This window comes from Nocardioides sp. SRI_004, assembly GCF_057586415.1.
In genome coordinates, this window is record NZ_JBYCZV010000004.1 from 267,512 (window position 1) to 284,510 (window position 16,999).

General features: G+C 73.0%; 21 protein-coding genes. 11 read left to right on the top strand and 10 right to left on the bottom strand.

The genetic code is table 11. The features are described 5' to 3' along the window. Positions 1-33: 33 nt before the first annotated feature. Entirely contained in the window at positions 34-414 is a 381-nt protein-coding gene (locus AC2YHB_RS07190) for a VOC family protein (protein ID WP_179651236.1), read from the bottom strand. Positions 415-591: 177 nt separating this feature from the next. On the opposite strand from AC2YHB_RS07190, the gene AC2YHB_RS07195 reads away from it, so the two are divergent. Then, entirely contained in the window at positions 592-1,053 is a 462-nt protein-coding gene (locus AC2YHB_RS07195; protein WP_179651235.1) for a VOC family protein, read from the top strand. Between the two features lie 130 nt (positions 1,054-1,183). On the opposite strand, the gene AC2YHB_RS07200 is transcribed toward AC2YHB_RS07195, so the two are convergent. Continuing rightward, positions 1,184-2,848 carry an AMP-dependent synthetase/ligase gene (locus tag AC2YHB_RS07200; protein ID WP_487353700.1) on the bottom strand — a complete coding sequence of 555 codons (1,665 nt, stop codon included), beginning with the start codon at positions 2,846-2,848 and terminating at the stop codon, positions 1,184-1,186. Between the two features lie 27 nt (positions 2,849-2,875). After that, positions 2,876-5,050, bottom strand: coding sequence for an RNA polymerase recycling motor ATPase HelR (gene helR / locus AC2YHB_RS07205; RefSeq protein WP_179651233.1), 2,175 nt, complete (start codon positions 5,048-5,050; stop codon positions 2,876-2,878). Positions 5,051-5,139: 89 nt separating this feature from the next. Here helR and AC2YHB_RS07210 point away from each other — a divergent pair, with 89 nt between their 5' ends. Next, positions 5,140-5,418 carry a hypothetical protein gene (locus tag AC2YHB_RS07210; RefSeq protein WP_218864770.1) on the top strand — a complete coding sequence of 93 codons (279 nt, stop codon included), beginning with the start codon at positions 5,140-5,142 and terminating at the stop codon, positions 5,416-5,418. A gap of 38 nt (positions 5,419-5,456) precedes the next feature. Continuing rightward, entirely contained in the window at positions 5,457-5,729 is a 273-nt protein-coding gene (locus AC2YHB_RS07215; RefSeq protein WP_179651232.1) for a hypothetical protein, read from the top strand. Between the two features lie 3 nt (positions 5,730-5,732). On the opposite strand, the gene AC2YHB_RS07220 is transcribed toward AC2YHB_RS07215, so the two are convergent. From AC2YHB_RS07220 to AC2YHB_RS07230, 3 genes are all read right to left on the bottom strand, one after another. Further along, a complete protein-coding gene (locus AC2YHB_RS07220; protein ID WP_207010793.1) occupies positions 5,733-6,374 on the bottom strand; it encodes an HD domain-containing protein in 642 nt (213 codons plus the stop codon). A gap of 29 nt (positions 6,375-6,403) precedes the next feature. Further along, entirely contained in the window at positions 6,404-6,748 is a 345-nt protein-coding gene (locus AC2YHB_RS07225) for a YciI family protein (RefSeq protein WP_036545659.1), read from the bottom strand. A 96-nt stretch (positions 6,749-6,844) separates the two neighbouring features. Next, a complete protein-coding gene (locus AC2YHB_RS07230; protein WP_308645672.1) occupies positions 6,845-7,660 on the bottom strand; it encodes an HAD-IIB family hydrolase in 816 nt (271 codons plus the stop codon). Between the two features lie 55 nt (positions 7,661-7,715). On the opposite strand from AC2YHB_RS07230, the gene AC2YHB_RS07235 reads away from it, so the two are divergent. The 6 genes from AC2YHB_RS07235 to AC2YHB_RS07260 all read left to right on the top strand — a co-directional run bounded on the left by AC2YHB_RS07235 (position 7,716) and on the right by AC2YHB_RS07260 (position 11,109). Then, positions 7,716-8,177 carry a pyridoxamine 5'-phosphate oxidase family protein gene (locus AC2YHB_RS07235; RefSeq protein WP_179651229.1) on the top strand — a complete coding sequence of 154 codons (462 nt, stop codon included), beginning with the start codon at positions 7,716-7,718 and terminating at the stop codon, positions 8,175-8,177. Between the two features lie 49 nt (positions 8,178-8,226). Beyond that, entirely contained in the window at positions 8,227-8,715 is a 489-nt protein-coding gene (locus AC2YHB_RS07240) for a GNAT family N-acetyltransferase (protein ID WP_179651227.1), read from the top strand. A 39-nt stretch (positions 8,716-8,754) separates the two neighbouring features. After that, positions 8,755-9,222, top strand: coding sequence for a GNAT family N-acetyltransferase (locus tag AC2YHB_RS07245; protein WP_308645671.1), 468 nt, complete (start codon positions 8,755-8,757; stop codon positions 9,220-9,222). Positions 9,223-9,262: 40 nt separating this feature from the next. Beyond that, positions 9,263-10,285, top strand: coding sequence for a hypothetical protein (locus tag AC2YHB_RS07250; protein WP_179651225.1), 1,023 nt, complete (start codon positions 9,263-9,265; stop codon positions 10,283-10,285). Then, positions 10,278-10,598 (top strand): hypothetical protein, encoded by a 321-nt coding sequence (locus tag AC2YHB_RS07255; RefSeq protein WP_179651223.1) that lies wholly within the window; start codon positions 10,278-10,280, stop codon positions 10,596-10,598. The genes AC2YHB_RS07250 and AC2YHB_RS07255 overlap by 8 nt, the downstream gene beginning before the upstream one ends. Positions 10,599-10,782: 184 nt before the next feature. Beyond that, positions 10,783-11,109, top strand: a complete 327-nt coding sequence (locus tag AC2YHB_RS07260) for a VOC family protein (protein WP_257026954.1) — start codon at positions 10,783-10,785, stop codon at positions 11,107-11,109. Between the two features lie 17 nt (positions 11,110-11,126). On the opposite strand, the gene AC2YHB_RS07265 is transcribed toward AC2YHB_RS07260, so the two are convergent. Beyond that, entirely contained in the window at positions 11,127-12,014 is an 888-nt protein-coding gene (locus AC2YHB_RS07265; RefSeq protein WP_179651221.1) for an AraC family transcriptional regulator, read from the bottom strand. A gap of 60 nt (positions 12,015-12,074) precedes the next feature. Here AC2YHB_RS07265 and AC2YHB_RS07270 point away from each other — a divergent pair, with 60 nt between their 5' ends. Beyond that, positions 12,075-12,767, top strand: a complete 693-nt coding sequence (locus AC2YHB_RS07270) for an alpha/beta hydrolase (protein WP_179651219.1) — start codon at positions 12,075-12,077, stop codon at positions 12,765-12,767. Positions 12,768-12,797: 30 nt separating this feature from the next. Here AC2YHB_RS07270 and AC2YHB_RS07275 read toward each other — a convergent pair whose 3' ends face one another. Both AC2YHB_RS07275 and AC2YHB_RS07280 read right to left on the bottom strand, forming a co-directional pair. Further along, complete coding sequence (locus AC2YHB_RS07275; protein ID WP_179651217.1) at positions 12,798-14,438, bottom strand: ABC-F family ATP-binding cassette domain-containing protein; 1,641 nt, start codon at positions 14,436-14,438, stop codon at positions 12,798-12,800. Beyond that, entirely contained in the window at positions 14,438-15,307 is an 870-nt protein-coding gene (locus AC2YHB_RS07280; protein ID WP_179651215.1) for an LLM class F420-dependent oxidoreductase, read from the bottom strand. The genes AC2YHB_RS07275 and AC2YHB_RS07280 overlap by 1 nt, the downstream gene beginning before the upstream one ends. A 51-nt stretch (positions 15,308-15,358) precedes the next feature. On the opposite strand from AC2YHB_RS07280, the gene AC2YHB_RS07285 reads away from it, so the two are divergent. After that, entirely contained in the window at positions 15,359-16,093 is a 735-nt protein-coding gene (locus AC2YHB_RS07285) for a peptidylprolyl isomerase (protein WP_179651213.1), read from the top strand. Here AC2YHB_RS07285 and AC2YHB_RS07290 read toward each other — a convergent pair. Continuing rightward, a complete protein-coding gene (locus tag AC2YHB_RS07290) occupies positions 16,080-16,982 on the bottom strand; it encodes an oxidoreductase (protein ID WP_487353701.1) in 903 nt (300 codons plus the stop codon). The genes AC2YHB_RS07285 and AC2YHB_RS07290 overlap by 14 nt on opposite strands. Positions 16,983-16,999: the final 17 nt, after the last annotated feature.

The window sequence follows — 16,999 nt, forward strand, 5'->3', positions numbered from 1 at the left end:
GCGTCACGCCCGCGGCGCCCGGAGCCCAGCGCTCTAGATCGCCGCGTCGTCGAGGCAGAGGATGTTGTCCTCGCTGTCCTTGAACCAGGCGGCGTGGCCCATCCCCTCCATGCTCGCGACCGGCCCGTCCCACGTGATGCCGGGCATGTCGTAGTGCTCGAAGACCACGCCCCTCGCCTCGAGGTCGACGACCTCGGAAGCGACGTCACCGACGTGGAACTGGGCGATCGTGTGGCCCGCCTTCCCCGCCTGGTCGGTCTCATAGAGGAAGAAGGCGGTGCCGCCGGCGCGGTAGACCAGCCCGCCCGGGTTCTCGTCGGCCGGGACCAGGCCCAGCTTGTCCTCGTAGAACCGGCGCGCCCGCCCGAGATCGGCGGCCGGGATGTTCGCGGTGACCTGGCTGTCCTGCAGCATGGTTGATCCTCCGTTCCGGCCGGCACTCGCCGCCACTTCGCAAGGTACGCCGAAGCGGGCGCCGCCACCATGCTCGGAAGCGGGGGAGGAGCGCCCGCCGTCGGCTGTCGGGCGGCTGTCGGGCGGCTGTCGGGCGGCTGTCGGCGGCTGTCGGTGGCCGCCGGTAGAACGGGCTGCATGAGCAGACAGGTCCAGATCACCTACGACGCCCACGACCCGCGCGCCCAGTCGAGGTTCTGGGCCGAGGTGCTCGGCTACCTCATCCCCGGCCCACCCGGGGTCGAGCTGGCGGACGGTGCCGACCCGCTGGCCGCGTGGGACGGCTTCCTCGAGCGGATCGGTGTGCCCGCCGACCAGCGCAACAGCCGCTCCGCCGTCGAGGACCCCGACGGGGTGGGCCCGCGGGTGTTCTTCCAGCAGGTCCCCGAGGACAAGGTCGTCAAGAACCGGCTGCACCTCGACGTGCGTGCCGCGCCCGGGCTGGCGGGGGAGGAGCGGATGGCCGCGCTCGAGACCGAGGGCGCACGACTCGTCGCCCTCGGCGCCACCCGGCTGGCGCGCCACGAGCCGGCGCCTCCGCTGGAGGCCGGCCACCTCGTGATGGCCGACCCCGAGGGCAACGAGTTCTGCCTGGACTGACCGGGTCTCGTGACGGTCGCTGCGCGACCTCCTCGACCACCGGGCGCGGCTCAGTCGGCGGCGTCCAGCTCCTCGACCACCGGGCGCGGCTCAGTCGGCGGCGTCCAGCTCCTCGACCACCGGGCGCGGCTCAGTCGGCGGCGTACAGCTCCTCGATCACGTCGGCGTACTTCTCGGCGATGGGCCGACGCTTCAGCTTCATCGTCGGGGTGAGCTCGTCACCTCCGGGCAGCCAGTCCGTCGGCAGGATCCGGTAGCTCTTGACCTGCTCGACGCGCGAGAGGCGGGCGTTGGCCTCCTCGATGGCCGTCGCGACCTGCTCCTGGACCTTCGGGTCGGTCGCGAGCGCGGCGGCCGAGCCGTCCGGGAGGCCCTGCTGCTCGGCGTAGGCCGCGCAGACGTCGGGGTCGAGCACGAGCAGGGCCACGTTGTAGGGCCGGCGGTCGCCCACCACGACGGCCTGGCCGACCAGCGGGTGCGACGCCTTGAGGACCTGCTCGATGTTGGCCGGCGACATGTTCTTGCCGGCCGCGGTGATGATCAGCTCCTTCTTCCTGTCGACGATGCGGACGTAGCCGTCATCGTCGATGGTCGCGACGTCACCGGTGTGCAGCCAGCCGTCGGCGTCGATCGCCTCCGCGGTCTTGTCCGGCTGGTTGCGGTAGCCGCGCATCAGCTGCGGGCCGCGTACGAGCAGCTCGCCGTCGTCTGCGAGCCGGACCTCCAGGCCGGGGATCGGCTTGCCGACCGTCCCGATCCGGATGTCCTCGGGCGGGTTGATGATGCCGCAGCAGGAGATCTCCGACATGCCCCACAGCTCGCAGATCGGCGCCCCCAGGGCGGCGAAGAACTCCAGCACCTCCGGCGCGATCGGCGCGGCTCCCGAGACGGTGAACCGCACGTCGTCGAGGCCGAGCAGCTGCCGCACCGCGGTCCTGTGGTCGTCGGGCAGTGCGCTCGGGTCGGTGACCCCCTTGGCCTCGAGCGCAGCCTTGATCTTCTCCCAGACCCGGGGCACCCCGCCCCAGGCCGTCGGCCGGACCTCGGGCAGGGCGGCGACCACGGCCTTCGGGTCGGCCACGTAGGTGGTCGTCGCGGCGAAGGCCATCGGCGTGTAGTGGGACGCCCAACGGTCGGCGACGTGCGCCGAGGGGAGGTACGACGTCGTGCGCTCGCCGTCCTCGGCCGGGATCACCGCCTGCACCCCCCGGAGCTGGGCGAGCATGCTGCCGTGGGTCAGCTCGACGCCCTTCGGCGGCCCGGTCGTGCCGGAGGTGTAGATGAGCGTCAGCACGTGGTCGGGCCCGACCGCGCGCCAGGACGCGTCGAAGTCGAAGCCGTCGACGGTGCGCTCCTCGAGCTCGGCCAGCGTGATCGCCCCGTCGCCGCCGTCGACGCTGACGATGGTCTCCAGGTCGGCGCCGGCCGCGAGCACCTGCGGGAGGAAGGCCTGCTCGGTGACGACCACGCGGTTGCCGGCGTTGCCGAACAGGTAGGCGATCTGCTCCGGCGAGGAGGTGTTGTAGATCGAGAACGGCACCGCCCCCAGGTGCAGCGCCGCGGTGTCCACGAGGGCGAACTCCGGGCGGTTGGTCAGCATGATGCCGACGGTGTCCTCCGGGCCGACCCCCAGCGCGGCGAGACCCTCCGCGATGCGGCGCACGCGTTCGCCGTACCCGGTCCAGGTGATCTCCTGGGCGCCGCCCGGAGTGCGGAGCGCGACGCGGTCGGCACCGCTCGCGACGGAGTTCTGGAAGGCCTCGCAGAGGCTGGCGACATCAAGGCGGTCGGTCATGGGCCGATGCTGGCAGTGTGGCGCAGGTCACGCAACGCCTTCGCCGGATCCGCTCGCCCCGGAGAGGATCACGAGCTCCTGGGTGGCGCGGGTCATGGCGACATAGCGGTCGACGGCGCCCTCGATCCCGTCGCCGAAGGCGTCCGGCTCGACCAGTACGACGAGGTCGAACTCGAGCCCCTTCGTGAGCTCCGGCGCGAGGGAGCGGACCCGGTCGGTGGCCACGAAGGTGCGGTCGCCGATGACGCAGGCGACGCCCTCGGGGTGCTGCTCCTGCCACCGCGCGACGACGGCGTCGCGGTCGGTGCGGGGCAGGCGCCGGACCGGGATGCCGGTGCTGCGCACGGACGTCGGCACGTTCGCGTCCGGCAGCGCGGCGCGGATCACCGGGGCGGCCTCGGCCATGACCTCCTCCGGCGTCCGGTAGTTCACGGTGAGCGAGGCGATGCTCACCCGGTCGATCCCCGCACGGGCCAGCCGGTCCTCCCAGGTCTCCGTGAAGCCGTGTCGCGCCTGCGCGCGGTCGCCGACGATCGTGAGGCTCCGCGACGGGCAGCGGGCGATCAGCATCTGCCACTCGGCGTCGGTCAGCTCCTGCGCCTCGTCGACCACGACGTGGGCGAACGGCCCGGCCAGGGCGTCGGGGTCGGCGGCGGGGGCACCACCGGGCGCGGCCAGGGCGCCCTGGAGGTCCGCGCCGCGCAGCATCGACATCAGCATCATCTCGGAGTCGTCGTTCGCGATCAGGTGGTCGACGACGTGGTCCATCTCCTCCTTCGCGGCCGCCTCTTCCGCCGCCCGGCGTCGCCGGCGACGCGACGCCTCGCGATCGCCGAGGCGCCGGTGGGCCGCGTCGAGCAACGGCAGGTCCGCGGCCGTCCAGCGCTGAGGGCCGCGTCGGCGCAGCAGGCGGACCTCGTCCTCGTCGAGCCAGGGAGCACACCGGCGCAGGTAGGCCGGGACCTCCCACAGGTCGCCCACCAGGTCGGATGGGTCGAGGAGCGGCCAGGCCCGGCCGAGCACGTCGTGGAGGGCGCGGGAACGGAGCACGGCACGCCGGACGACCGCGGGGGAGAGGGCCTCCTCGTCGTCGTACTTGTCGACGAGGATCTCGACGAGCGCCTCGACCACCTGGTCGCGGCCCTCGTTGTGCGGCGTGCCGGGCTCGACGGCGCCGAACGCCTCGGCCCACTCCGCACGCCCGACCCACAGGTCCCCGGCGTCGGTCTCCACGTCGACGCCCTCGGTGGGCGGCTCCTCGTAGAGCGCGACCGCGGGCTCGATCGCCGCAACCATCCGGGCGTCCGCCTTGAGGGCCGCGACGGCCGGGGACTCCTCGGGCACGAGGTCGCGACCACCGGGCACGAGGTCGCGGAGGGTGCAGGTGCGGACGCCGTCCTCGCCGAGGCTCGGGAGCACATCGGCGACGTAGTCGAGATAGGGCTGGTGCGGCCCGACGAAGAGCACCCCACCCCGCCCCGAGCCCAGCCGCGGGTCCTCGTAGAGCAGGTACGCCGCCCGGTGCAGGGCGACCACCGTCTTGCCCGTCCCGGGTCCGCCGTCGACGACGAGCGCGCCGCGCGACGAGGCGCGGATGATGGCGTCCTGGTCGGACTGGATCGTGCTCAGCACGTCGCGCATCCGCGGCGACCGGCTCGCGCCGAGGCTGGCGATGAACGCCGACTGGTCGTCCAGGGCGGCGTTGCCCTCGAGGCCGTCGGCCGTGAACACCTCGTCCCAGTAGTCGCTGATCCGGCCGAGCGTCCAGCGGTAGCGGCGCCGGCTCACCAGGCCCATCGGCCGTGCATGGGTCGCGGCGAAGAACGGCTCCGCGGCCGGCGAGCGCCAGTCGACCAGCAGGCGGGTGCCGTCGGCGTCGGTCAGGCCGAGCCGGCCGACGTACACGGGCTCGGGGTCATCCTCGCGGACGAAGCGGCCCAGGCACAGGTCCAGGGTGAACCTGCGCAGCGTGCGCAGCCGCGCGGTCAGCCGGTGGACCTCGAGGTCGCGGTCCATCGCCGCCTGCCCGTGGCCACCGCTGCGCTGGCGCTCCTCGTCGAGCCGGGCGGTGAGGTCGTCGATGGTGGTCTCGAGGCTCGCGGCCATGGCCGCGAAGTGGCGCTCGTCGTCGGCGACGAGCGCGGGGTCCGCCTTGGCGGAGAGATGGTCGGGAAGGGAGAACGCCGTCGGCGCAAGGGTCACGTGTCAGCTCCGTTGGTCGGGTCGGACCGGTGATTCTGGAGCACGCAGGGGGCCTTGCGGCAAGGCCCCCTCTCGGCTATACCTTGAAAATGGAAGAGGCCTTGCCGAGCCGCGGACGGCGCGTCATGCCGCTCCCGCGGGCTGGCGAGACGTACGCCGACCTCCGCGGTGAGGGCCGCCGGCTGCGAGTCGCCTGGCACACCGAGCGCGACGTCGTCGTGCTGTCGCTGTGGCGCGACAACGTGTGCACCGGCACCTTCCAGCTCACCGCCGACGACGTCGCCGACCTCGTCGACGTGCTGGGCGCCGGGAGGGACGCGTCGTACACCGCGGCGCTGGGGGCCCGCCGCGCGGCCCGTTCGTCATAACGCCTGCGGAGTCTCCGACGCGCCCCTAGGGTCGGGGCGTGATCGAGCTCAAGGGCCTCAACGGGGAGTCCGTCGTCTACGACGGCGCGACCGTCGCGAAGTTCCGCCACAACGGCCTCGACGAGGCCGCCCGGAACCCGGTGTCGACCTTCCGCGAGGTCCAGGTCAAGCACAAGCCGGGCAAGCGCGGCAAGGAGGGCCGGTACGACGTCATGGTGGTCCTTGCGTCGTTCATGTCGATCTCCGTCCCGGAGACCGCGAAGGGCACGCTCGACGAGCTGGTGGCCGCGCTCGAGGCGACCCGCGGCTGACCGCTACTCGGGCGCGGGCCTGATCCAGCCGTTGGCGAGCCCGTGCGTGACGAGCGCGTCGGTCGCGCCGCCGAGCACCGTCGATCCCGCGACGACACCGGCCTCGCGGGCCCGGACGGTCGTCTCGTTGGCCCCGGGCATCTGCCAGGTGCCGCCCCGGTTGACCCAGTTGAGCAGCATCGGCTCGAGCCGGTCCATCGCCTTGCAGAAGCGCGCCTCCGGCGTCTGGCCGGCCTCGAACTCGTCCCACAGGGCCCGGATCCACCTCGCCTGGTCGTCCGGGAGCAGCGTGAACAGCCGGTCGGCCGCGGCCTCCTCCCGCTCCTGCTGGCCGACGACCGCTGCCGGGTCGAAGACGGGGCTGTCGCCGGCGTAGATCTCGACGAGGTCGTGGATCACGACGAGCCGCATCGCGTGGCCGACGTCGATCGGCTCGTTCGCGTACTCCGCGAGGAGCATGACCATGAGCGCGAGGTGCCAGGAGTGCTCGGCGTCGTTCTCGCGGCGGTCCGCGGCGGCGAGGGGCGAGGCGCGCAGGATCGTCTTCAGCTTGTCGACCTCGGCGATGAACCCCAGCTGCGCTGCGAGGCGCTCGTCGATGCCGGGTGGCAGGGGGCTCCGGTCCATGATCAGGTCGTCGTCCACCCCGCCACCCTCTCAGGACGCGGCGAGCCTCAGTCCTGGAGGTCGGGCTCCGGCAGGACCTCCCGCACCTCCTGGGAGCACCGGCAGGCGGCAGCGATCTTCGCCGCCCACGCAAGCGCCTCCTCCCGGGTCGCCACCTCCAGGACGGCGAAGCCACCGATGACCTCCTTGGTCTCCGGGTAGGGCCCGTCGGTCACCACGCCGTCGGTGCCGACGATGCTCGCCTGCTGGCTCTCCAGCCCCGCACCGAAGACCCACACGCCCGCGGCGCGCGCCTCCTCGACCACGGCCATCGAGTCGCGGGTGACCGCGGGCAGCTCGGAGTCCGGGAAGTCCATCCAGCCGTCGTCGAACGAGATCAGGTAACGCGTCATCTGTCTTGCCTCCTCGTCATGGGTAGCGTCGACCCGCCGCCCCTGTCCTGTCCACGAACGGCCGCCACCGGGTACGACAGGCCGGCAGCGGATTTCTCATCGGACCTCGCCGGACACCTGGTCCAGGAGGCCTGCGAGCACCCGGGCAACCCCCTCGTCGGCACACGGTGGCGCGAGGTGGTCGGCGACCTCGACCACGCTGGGGTGCGCGTCGGCCATCGCATACGACGTCCCGGCCCAGCTGAGCATCGCGAGGTCGTTCGGCATGTCGCCGAAGGCCACGACGTCAGCGGGGACGACGCCCATGCGCTCACACAGGCGCGTGAGTGCGCTGGCCTTCGTGACCCCCACGGCGCTGATCTCGGCCAGGCCGGCGACCGACCACGTGACCGTCGCGCGGTCGCCGACGGCCTCCTCGACCGCGTCGTGGAAGGCGGTGTGATCGCCCCCAGAGGGCGACCGGTCGTCGTACCGGACGAGGACCTTGAGGGCGGTGGCGTCCCAGACCTCGTCGAGCGGGCCGCGTGGGGTGCCCGGGGGAGTGGGGTCGGGCTCGTCGAAGGTCGGGTCCAGCCGCATCCCGTCCAGGCACTCCAGCGCGAAGCTGGCGCTCGGCACGGCCTCGGTCACCGCGGCGGCGATGGCGAGCCCGGTCCCCGCGTCGATGCCCGCGAGGTGCACGACCTCGCGCGCGCCGGCGTCGTAGGTCACCGCACCGTTGGACACGATCGCCCGCCCGTGCCGGCCCACGTGGGGCCACAACGGGTCCATCCACCGCAGTGGCCGGGCCGTCACGAACACCACCGGGACGCCGGCGTCGTCGGCGCGGCGCAGCACCTGCGCCGTGTACGACGGCACCGTCGTGGCCCCGTCCGGCACGAGCGTCCCGTCGAGGTCGGTCGCGATCAGCACCCGCACCACCCTAGTGCGGCGGTGAGTCCGGGCCGCTGGTCCGGTCGATCCCTGCATGGGCACCGACAACCACGCACACGCACGCCAGCTGCTGGACGCCAACCGCTACGTCACGATCGCGACCGCGGACGAGCAGGGGAGCCCGTGGGCCACCCCGGTCTGGTTCGCCCCCGACGGGCTCGACCGGATCCTCTGGCTCTCCTGGCCGGGGTCGCGCCACTCGCAGCTGATCGCGAGCCGGCCGGAGATCGCGCTGACCGTCTTCGACTCGACGGTCGTGCCGGGCAACGCTGCGGCGCTCTACGCGACGGCACGGGCCGCCCTGTGCCCGGACGACCTGCTCGACCACAACCTGTCGGTCCTCAACGAGCGTTCGGTGGCCCAGGGCCTGCCTGCCTTCACCGCCGCGCAGGTCTCGCCGCCGGCACGGCTGCGGCTGTACGCCGCCGACCTGGTCGACGTGTGGGTGCTCGACCAGGACGCCGATGTCGACCAGCGGGCCGTCGTACCGCGGTGAGGCGCACAACTCCGTTGCCGCCGGACGGGGAGCAGGGCAGAGTCGCCGCATGCTCGAGCTGCGCACGCTGACCCCGGACGACTGGCCGCTGTGGCGCGAGCTGCGCCTCGCGGCGCTGGCCGAGGCTCCCGAGGCGTTCGGCGCGACGCTCGCCGAGTGGTCCGGCCCGGGCGACCAGGAGGAGCGCTGGCGGGCCCGCCTGTCGATCCCCGGGGCACGCGACCACGTCGTCCTCCTCGACGGCACCCCCGCCGGCATGGTCAGTGGGGTGCCGGGCGAGGACGCCGGTGTGGTCGAGCTGATCTCGATGTGGGTGACGGCCGCGGCCCGCGGCAGGGGAGTGGGGGACCTGCTCGTCGCGGCCGTCGAGCAGTGGGCCCGGGACGAGGGCGCCACCACCCTGCGGCTCGCGGTGATGCGCGACAACCCGATCGCGACCACCTTGTACGAGCGCCACGGCTTCGCCCCGCCGCCCGGGGGAGACGACCGTCTCGGTGACGGCCGGGAGCTCGTGCTGGCGAAGCGCCTCGACGGCTGACGACGGCTCGGGGTGCACCGGCCGTCGTACCGTGTCTGCGTGCTTCCCGACCCGACCGCCCGGCTCCGGTTCCGGCCCATGGGCCGGGACGACTTGGCGGACATCAGCACCCTGGAGCTCGGCGGCTCCCGCGGCCCCGCCGGGTGGATCGAGTGGAACCTGCGCAACTACGACGAGCACGGGTTCGGGCTCTGGGTCGTCGAGACCCACCAGGGGGAGTTCGTCGGCGACTGCGGCCTGACGATGCAGGAGGTCGAGGGGGAGTGGCTGGTCGAGGCGGGTTGGCACGTGCGCTCGTCGCTGCGCCGGCAGGGGTACGCCGCCGAGGCGGCCACCGGAGTCCTGGACGCCGCTCGTGGCGAAGCCGTCGACCACGTGGTCGCGATCATCCGCCCCGACAACGTCGCATCCCAGGGCGTGGCGACGCGGGTCGGCATGACCCTCGAGCGTGAGGTCCACAAGAACGGCGGGCCCGCGCTGGTCTTCGGCATCGACCTCGGTCGGTGAGTATCGGCGTCACCCAGGAGTCCGGGCTAGGTTTCGTCGCGTGACGAGTGACTTCCTCAGCACCGTGGCCGCGTTCGAGGCGGCCGTCGACAGGGGCGACGGAGAGGCTGCGCTGTCGGCCCTCGACCGCTTCCGCGAGGTGTTCGGCGACGCCACGGATGCGGAGGCCGCCCTTGCCGGCCCCCGGCTGGCAGCCGCCCTTCCGGCCGTGCCCGCCGGGCCGGCCGGCCTGCTCGGCATCCTCGTCGGTGCCTGCGTCGAACGCGGCGCGGATCCCGTCGCCTGCGCGCCGGCGGTTCTCGACAAGGCCGAGACGGCCGTCGCGGCGGCGGCCGAGTTCTGCCGGCGGTGGCCGGGGGAGCAGGACCTCCCCAAGCCGACCCTCGCCGACCCGCCCGCTGCCGTCGTCGCCGCCGTCGGGGGAGCCGACGACCCGGTCGCGCGCGGTGCTGCGCTGGGCTGGTGGGCCCTCCCGCTCTGGGAGCGGGCCGCCGGGGCGGTGCTGAGCCACGAGGAGGTACGCCGGGCCGAGCTTCCGCGACCGGTGCTGACCGACGTCCTGGCGGAGGTGCACGCAGCCTCCGGCGCGGGCCAGTGGCTGCTCTCGGCGCTGAAGGTGCTCGACGAGGAGCGACTCGTCGTCGTCCACCGTCCGAGCGGCAAGGGCTTCGAGATGACCATGGGCGGCATCGGCGACAACTTCCAGCTGCACACCCTGCTCGCTGCGGCGCTCGTCCCGGACCACCTGCCGGGCGCCCGGCCCGACGCGGCCGCCATTGCCGCCTGCACCGGCGCCGATCCGCAGGCGTCCACCGAGTACGCCGGCGCCGGGGTCTTCAACCTCGTCGCTCCGGACGGCACGTGGATCTGGAACGAGGGCACGCCGAGCGACATCCCGGTCACCGAGGGTGTCCGTCTGCTCCTGCTCGACCCGCCGCCGTACCAGCGCACCTGGACCGCCGGCCGGCTCTTCCCCGGGATGCGTGCGCACCTGACCCTCGAACGCACGCTGAGCGAGGCCGAGGTCGCCGAGCACCTGACGACGGTGCGCGGCCATGGCTGACCACGCCTGGACTCCTGAGGACCGCAGGAGGCAGCTCGGCGAGGTCCTCCGGCATGCCCGATGGATCAAGAAGAGCCACCGGACCGACGCCTTCGACGAGCTCATCGCCACCTGCCAACGGTTCCGCGTGCACGGGTTCTCCGACGTGGATCTCAAGGAGTTCAGCCGCGCCAACGAGACACCGCCGGGCCGGCTGCATCCGCGCAGCGACACCCGGATGCAGATGGAGATGGACCAGCCCCGGCTGGTGGCGCGTCTGGACCAGCTCAAGCAGGCGGTGTACGAGCTCCGGACGCGGGGACGCATCGACTGATCGAGGCACAGATCCCTCCTTTGCCATATCGCCGATAACGAACATTATGTCAGATTACGGGAATCGGCCCCCTCCCCGGACCGCGGACGCTGGCCTGGAGTCCTGCCCCGGTCCACCGTGGTTTCATGGCTTCCCCCAGCGAGCTCGTGGGCGTGCGCTACCTCGTCGACGTCGTCGACGAGGCTTGGCGTTCTACACGACACATCTCGGCTTCACCGTGCACACGAACGTCGCACCGGCTCTCGCCGATGTCGTCCGCGGTTCGCTCAGGCTGCTCCTGAGCGGATCGGCCAGCTCCGGCGCCCGCGCAACGCCCCCGGATCGCTCAGGATCGCTCGGACGCAACCGGATCAACCTGCCCGTGGACGACATCGAGGCCGAGGTCGAGCGATTGGCCGCAGCCGGTCTGTCCTTCGCCAGCGACCTCGTCTCGGGGCCGGGCGGCAGCCAGATCCTCCTGGAGGATCCCTCCGGGAACCTGGTCGAGCTGTTCCAGCCCCGCTCGACCTGACATAACGTCGCCGCCACTCAGCGACCGGCGGAGCGCCACGCACGCGGCCCGACGCCGTACTCCTTGGCGAAGGCACGCGAGAACGCCGCCTCCGAGGCATACCCGACCGCTCGGCTGATCGCCGCTGCCGAGTCCGGGGTCGAGGTCAGCAGGTCGGCGGCCTGCGCCAGGCGCAGCCGTTGGAGGTAGCGCCCCGGCGACTCCCCCACCAGTCGTGTGAACCGCGCCGAGAACGCCGCCCGCGACAGCGCCGAGAGCTCCGCCAGCGACTCCACCGTCCACGGCTGCTCGGGCTGGCGGTGCATCGCGCGCAGTGCGGGCCCGAGTGGACGGTCCAGGGCTGCGGTCAGCCAACCGGGGCCGCCCGGACCGCTCGCCCCGTCGGTCGCTGCCCACGCCCGCAGGGCCTGGATGAACAGCAGGTCGAGGATCCGCGAGGCCATCACCTTCGAGCCCGCACTCGGGTCGGTGACCTCACGGCCGAGGAGCTGCGCGCTCAGCGGGAGCCACTCGCGTCCCTCCGCGCGGATCACGATCGCCGGCGGCAGCGCCTCGAGCAGGGGTACGCCGGCACGCTCCTCGACCACGAAGGAGCCGCTCATCCACACCGCGTCCTCCATCGGCCGCAGGCGGTGGGCGACGCCTCGGGCGAGCAGGGCGAGATCACCCGTGCCCAGCACCACCCGCTCTCCCCCGCCGTCCGGGACGTCGTAGCGCAGCGCGACGGAGCCGCTCTCCACGACGTGGAGCAACCGGCCCCCGGCCCGGTGCCGCTCCTCGTGCCCGCGACCTGCCGCCACGCGGGTCACCCGGTCGCCGCGCAGGTGGATCATCTCCAGGACGTCGGACAGGGCATCGGCCGAGGTGTCGAGCGGAACTGCAAAGTTTTCGAGCGATTCTGGCATGGCTACTTGCTCCCGCGTCTCAATACGGTGGATGCACCCTATCAACAAGGAGCACCTGCCATGACCGAACCGACCGTCGTCCTCGTCCACGGATTCTGGGGCGGCGCCGCCCACTGGGCGAATGTCATCGTCGAGCTGGACCGTCGCGGCCACACCGGCATCCGCGCCGTGGAGATCCCGCTCACCTCGCTGGCCGACGACGCGACCCGCACCCGGGAGATGGTCCGCCAGGTCGACGGCCCCGTCGTTCTCGTCGGCCACTCGTACGGCGGTGCGGTGATCTCCGAGGCCGGCAACCTGCCGAACGTGACCGGCCTCGTGTACGTCGCGGCCTTCGCCCCGGACGCCGGCGAGAGCCCCGGCCAGATCACCGAGGAGCACCCGCCGGCGGCGGTCGCCAGCATCGCACCCGACTCCGACGGGCGCCTGTGGGTGCAGCCGGACAGGTTCCGGGAGAGCTTCGCCCAGGACCTCTCCGCCGACGAGGCCCTCGTCATGGCCGTCACCCAGAAGGCACCGCTCGGCAGCACGTTCGGCGACACCGTGACCGACCCCGCCTGGCGGCACAAGCCGACGTGGTACCAGGTCTCCACCGAGGACCGGATGATCCACCCGGACAACCAGCGCCGGATGGCCGCGCGCATGCAGCCCCAGCGCACGATCGAGCTGGCGGCCAGCCACGCCTCGCTGGCGTCGCAGCCGGCAGCGGTGGCCGACCTGATCGAGGAGGCACTCCGCGCGGCAACCGCCTGAACCCGGCGGAGCACCCGCAGGACGGTCGGGTCAGCGCTCGGTGACCCGACCGTCCGCGACGACGAGCTCCCGGGAGGTCGCGACCGCCGACAGCATCCGCCGGTCGTGCGTGACGAGGAGCAGCGTGCCCGGGTAGTCGGCGAGAGCCGACTCGAGCTGCTCGATCGCGGGAAGGTCGAGGTGGTTGGTCGGCTCGTCGAGGACGAGCAGGTTCACTCCCCTGGCCTGCAGCAGCGCGAGGGAAGCACGGGTCCGCTCCCCCGGCGACAGCGTCGACGCCGGTCGCACGACGTGGTCGGACTTCAGCCCGAACTTCGCCAGCAGCGTCCGGACCGGCTCCGGCGCCATGTCCGGCACCTGCGCCTGGAAGGCATCGACGAGGCTGTCCTCGGCCTCGAACAGCCGCCGCGCCTGGTCCACCTCGCCGACCACGACGCCGGGGCCGAGGAAGGACTCCCCCGACGACAGCGCCAGCCGGCCGAGCAGGGCGGCCAGCAGGGTCGACTTGCCGGCGCCGTTCGCGCCGGTGATGGCGACCTTCTCCGCCCAACCGATCTCGAGGTCGACCGGGCCGAGCGTGAAGTCCCCCCGGTGTACGACGGCCTGCCGCAGCGCCGCGGTGACCGCACCGGAGCGTGGCGCCACCGCGATCTCCAGGCGCAGCTCCCACTCCTTGCGGGGCTCCTCGACCTCCTCGAGCCGTTCGAGCGCCCGCTCCGACTGCCGCACCTTCGCCGCCTGCTTCTCACTGGACTCGGCACGGAACCGGCGCACCGACTTGTCGGGCTCCTTGTCGATGCTGCGCCGGGCGTTGCGCACGCCCTGTGCCGCCCAGCTGCGCTGCATCGTGGCCCGCGCCTGGAGCTGGGCGACCGTGCCGGCGTACTCCTCGTAGGCCTCGCGGGCGTGGCGCCGGGCGATCTCGCGCTCCTGCAGCCACGACTCGTAGCCGCCGCCGTACACGTTGATCGCGCGCTGGTGCAGGTCGAGCTCGACGATCCGGTTGACCGTGCGGGCGAGGAACTCGCGGTCGTGGCTGACGATCACCGCCGCGACGCCGAGGCCGGCCACGAACCGCTCCAGCCGCTCGAGGCCCTGCAGGTCGAGGTCGTTGGTGGGCTCGTCGAGCAGGAAGACGTCGTAGCGCGAGAGCAGCAGGCTGGCCAGGCCGGCCCGTGCGGCCTGGCCGCCGGAGAGCGAGGCCATCGACTGGTCGAGGTCGACGGCGAGTCCGACATCCGCCAGGACCGCGTCGGTGCGCTCGTCGAGGTCGGGCGCGCCCAGCGCCAGCCAGCGCTCGAGAGCCTCGGCGTAGGCGTCGTCGGCGCCCGGCTCCCCCGCCTCCAGCCTGCTCGTCGCGAGGTCGAAGTCGGCCTGCGCCGCCGCCACGCCGGTGCGCCGGGCGAGGAAGGCCCGCACGGTCTCGCCGGCGCGCCGCTCGGTCTCCTGCGGCAGGTAGCCGATCGTGGCGGACGCCGGCGCGAGCGTGATCGTGCCGCTCTCCGGCGCCAGCTCTCCCGCGAGGGTGCGCAGCAGGGTCGACTTGCCGGCACCGTTGGGTCCGACGAGGCCGATGACGTCGCGGGGCGCGACGACCAGGTCGAGGCCGCTGAACAGGGCGGTCGCGCCGTGGCCCGCCGAGAGGCCGGCGACCTTGACGGTCGCTGCCATCAGAGCCCGGCGACCCGCGGCAGGACGGACGTCACCAGCTCGGTGGTCCACGCCTCCGGGTCGTCGGACGCCGGCATCGCGGTCGCGAGGGTGACGCCCAGGGCGGCGTACTCCTCCATCTCGCGGGCGAACCGGTCGGCCTCGCCGACCGGGTCGCCCATCCAGAGGATCGTCTTGCGGATGGCGTCGTAGTCACGGCCGAGGTCGTCGCAGTGGCGGCGCAGGACCTCCAGCTTGTGGGCGACGCCCGGCACGCCCTCGCCGGTGAAGAGGTTGCAGGCGTCGGCGTACTGGGCGACCATCCGCAGGGTCTTGCGCTCCCCCTGTCCGCCGATCATGAGGGGGACCCGCCCCCGCACCGGCCGCGGGAGGCAGATCGTCTCGGCGAGGTGGAAGTGCTCGCCCTCGAAGGGCCCGTCGTCGTCGCTCCACATCTGCTCGGCGACGCGGATCGTCTCCTCCAGGCGCTCGAACCGCTCGGCCAGCGGCGGGAACGGGACGCCGAGCCCGCGGTGCTCGCGCTCGTACCAGGCGGCGCCGAGGCCCAGCCACGCCCGCCCCCGCGACAGCACGTCGAGCGAGGACACCACCTTCGCGAGCACGCCCGGGTGGCGGTAGGTCACCCCGGTGACGAGCAGCCCGAGGTGGACCCGCTCGGTGCGGGCGGCGAGGTAGCCGAGTGCGGTGTAGCCCTCGAGCATCGGCTCGAACGGCCCGCCGAAGTCGACCATCTGGAAGTGGTGGTCCATCAAGGTCACCAGCGCGACGCCGCCCTCGTCGGCGACGCGCACCGACGCGTCCAGCCGGTCGACCAGCGTCGTCTGCCAGTCGGGGTGGGAGAAGGTCGCGTAGTGCAGGCCGAGGTCCATGGCATCAACCTAGCCCGGAGGCACTCAGGCTCCCTGCGTACGATGCGGGCCATGCGCACTCGCCTGCTCGCCGGTGTCCCGGCCCTGCTCCTGCTCGCCACCCTCACCGCGTGCAACGACGACGGTGACGAGACCGCGACGGACAGCTCGTCGGACACGTCCTCCAGCGAGTCGGGCAGCCCGAGCGACCCGGTCGCCACCGAGACGAGCGAGGGCGCCCCTGCCGGCGGTGCCTCCTGCACCTACACGCCCGACGGGTCCGACAGCGACGCGACGCCCCCGCCGGCGAAGGCGGCCTACTCCGGCAAGGTCGGCGCCACGGTCACCACCTCGATCGGGAAGCTGGGGTTCACCCTCGACGCCGACGCGGCGCCGTGCACGGTCAACTCGTTCCTGTCGCTCGCCGAGCAGGGCTACTACGACGGCACCAAGTGCCACCGCCTCACCGTGGCCGAGGGCTTCAAGGTCCTGCAGTGCGGGGACCCGACGGGCACCGGCGCCGGCGGGCCGGGCTACTCCTTCGCCGACGAGCTCACCGGCCAGGAGACCTACGGCGCGGGCACCCTCGCGATGGCGAACGCCGGCCCGGACACCAACGGCTCCCAGTTCTTCATCGTGTACGGCGACACGGGCCTCACGCCCGACTACACCGTCTTCGGGACGGTCGACGAGGCCGGCCTGAAGGCGATCGACAAGGCCGCCGCGGCGGGCGTCACGCCGGCCAACGGCCCCGAGGACGGTGCGCCGGTGACGCCGGTCGACATCGAGTCGGTCAAGAAGGACTGACCGCGAGGTCGACGCCGGTCAGGTCCACCGACCTCTCCCAGAGCCGGTGGGCGAGGACCTCGTCGTCGACCTTCCGCGACATCCGCGCGGGCGCGGGCCAGCCCCACAGCTCGGTCCGCCCGTGCGGGCCGATGTAGGTGCCGCCGGCGACGTCGGTGGTGGCGGCGTACACGGTGCACAGCGCGCCGCGCCACGCCGGCATGCCGACGAGCAGGTGACCGTAGTGGCCGATCGCGGTCACGACCGGATTGCCGGTGCTGCTGGTGATGCCGGTGGCGCTGGCGCCCGGGTGCGCGCCCACGGCCCTCAGCGGTGAGCCGGCCGCGCGCAGGCGGCGGTCGAGCTCGCGCATGAAGAGCAGGTCGGCGAGCTTCGAGTCGCCGTAGGCGGCGAAAGCGCGGTAGGGCCGGCGCTGCCAGCCCAGGTCGTCGAGGTCGATCCGGCCGGAGCGGTGCTCGCGGGAGCTGACCACGACCACCCGGTCGGTCAGCAGCGGCAGCAGGCCGAGGGTCAACACGAAGTGGCCCAGGTAGTTGGTCGCGAAGTGCATCTCCACGCCCTCCGCCGACAGCGCGTGCGGCACCCCGAGCACACCCGCGTTGTTGACGAGCACGTCGACCGGCCGGCCGTCGTCGACCATGCCGGCGACGAACGCACGCACCGACGCCAGGTCGCTGACGTCGACCTGCCGCACCTCCACGCGCCCCTTGTCGTGCCCGGGCACGGTGCGTGCGGCGGCCTCCGCCTTCTCGACGCTGCGGCACGCCATCACGACCTCGGCGCCCCGCGAGCCGAGGATCCGCGCGGTCTCCAGGCCGAGGCCCCCGTTGGAGCCGGTGATGACGAACCGCCGTCCCTGCTGGGGAGGCACCTGGGTCCACGGACGCATGGCGGACAGGCTCCCAT

Coding starts and splice junctions, on each gene's coding strand:
- AC2YHB_RS07190 (WP_179651236.1), bottom strand. CDS start 414: ATGCTGCAGGACAGCCAGGTCACCGCGAACATCCCGGCCGCCGATCTC.
- AC2YHB_RS07195 (WP_179651235.1), top strand. CDS start 592: ATGAGCAGACAGGTCCAGATCACCTACGACGCCCACGACCCGCGCGCC.
- AC2YHB_RS07200 (WP_487353700.1), bottom strand. CDS start 2,848: ATGACCGACCGCCTTGATGTCGCCAGCCTCTGCGAGGCCTTCCAGAAC.
- AC2YHB_RS07210 (WP_218864770.1), top strand. CDS start 5,140: ATGGAAGAGGCCTTGCCGAGCCGCGGACGGCGCGTCATGCCGCTCCCG.
- AC2YHB_RS07225 (WP_036545659.1), bottom strand. CDS start 6,748: ATGACGCGTTACCTGATCTCGTTCGACGACGGCTGGATGGACTTCCCG.
- AC2YHB_RS07235 (WP_179651229.1), top strand. CDS start 7,716: ATGGGCACCGACAACCACGCACACGCACGCCAGCTGCTGGACGCCAAC.
- AC2YHB_RS07240 (WP_179651227.1), top strand. CDS start 8,227: ATGCTCGAGCTGCGCACGCTGACCCCGGACGACTGGCCGCTGTGGCGC.
- AC2YHB_RS07255 (WP_179651223.1), top strand. CDS start 10,278: ATGGCTGACCACGCCTGGACTCCTGAGGACCGCAGGAGGCAGCTCGGC.
- AC2YHB_RS07265 (WP_179651221.1), bottom strand. CDS start 12,014: ATGCCAGAATCGCTCGAAAACTTTGCAGTTCCGCTCGACACCTCGGCC.
- AC2YHB_RS07270 (WP_179651219.1), top strand. CDS start 12,075: ATGACCGAACCGACCGTCGTCCTCGTCCACGGATTCTGGGGCGGCGCC.
- AC2YHB_RS07275 (WP_179651217.1), bottom strand. CDS start 14,438: ATGGCAGCGACCGTCAAGGTCGCCGGCCTCTCGGCGGGCCACGGCGCG.
- AC2YHB_RS07280 (WP_179651215.1), bottom strand. CDS start 15,307: ATGGACCTCGGCCTGCACTACGCGACCTTCTCCCACCCCGACTGGCAG.
- AC2YHB_RS07285 (WP_179651213.1), top strand. CDS start 15,359: ATGCGCACTCGCCTGCTCGCCGGTGTCCCGGCCCTGCTCCTGCTCGCC.
- AC2YHB_RS07290 (WP_487353701.1), bottom strand. CDS start 16,982: ATGCGTCCGTGGACCCAGGTGCCTCCCCAGCAGGGACGGCGGTTCGTC.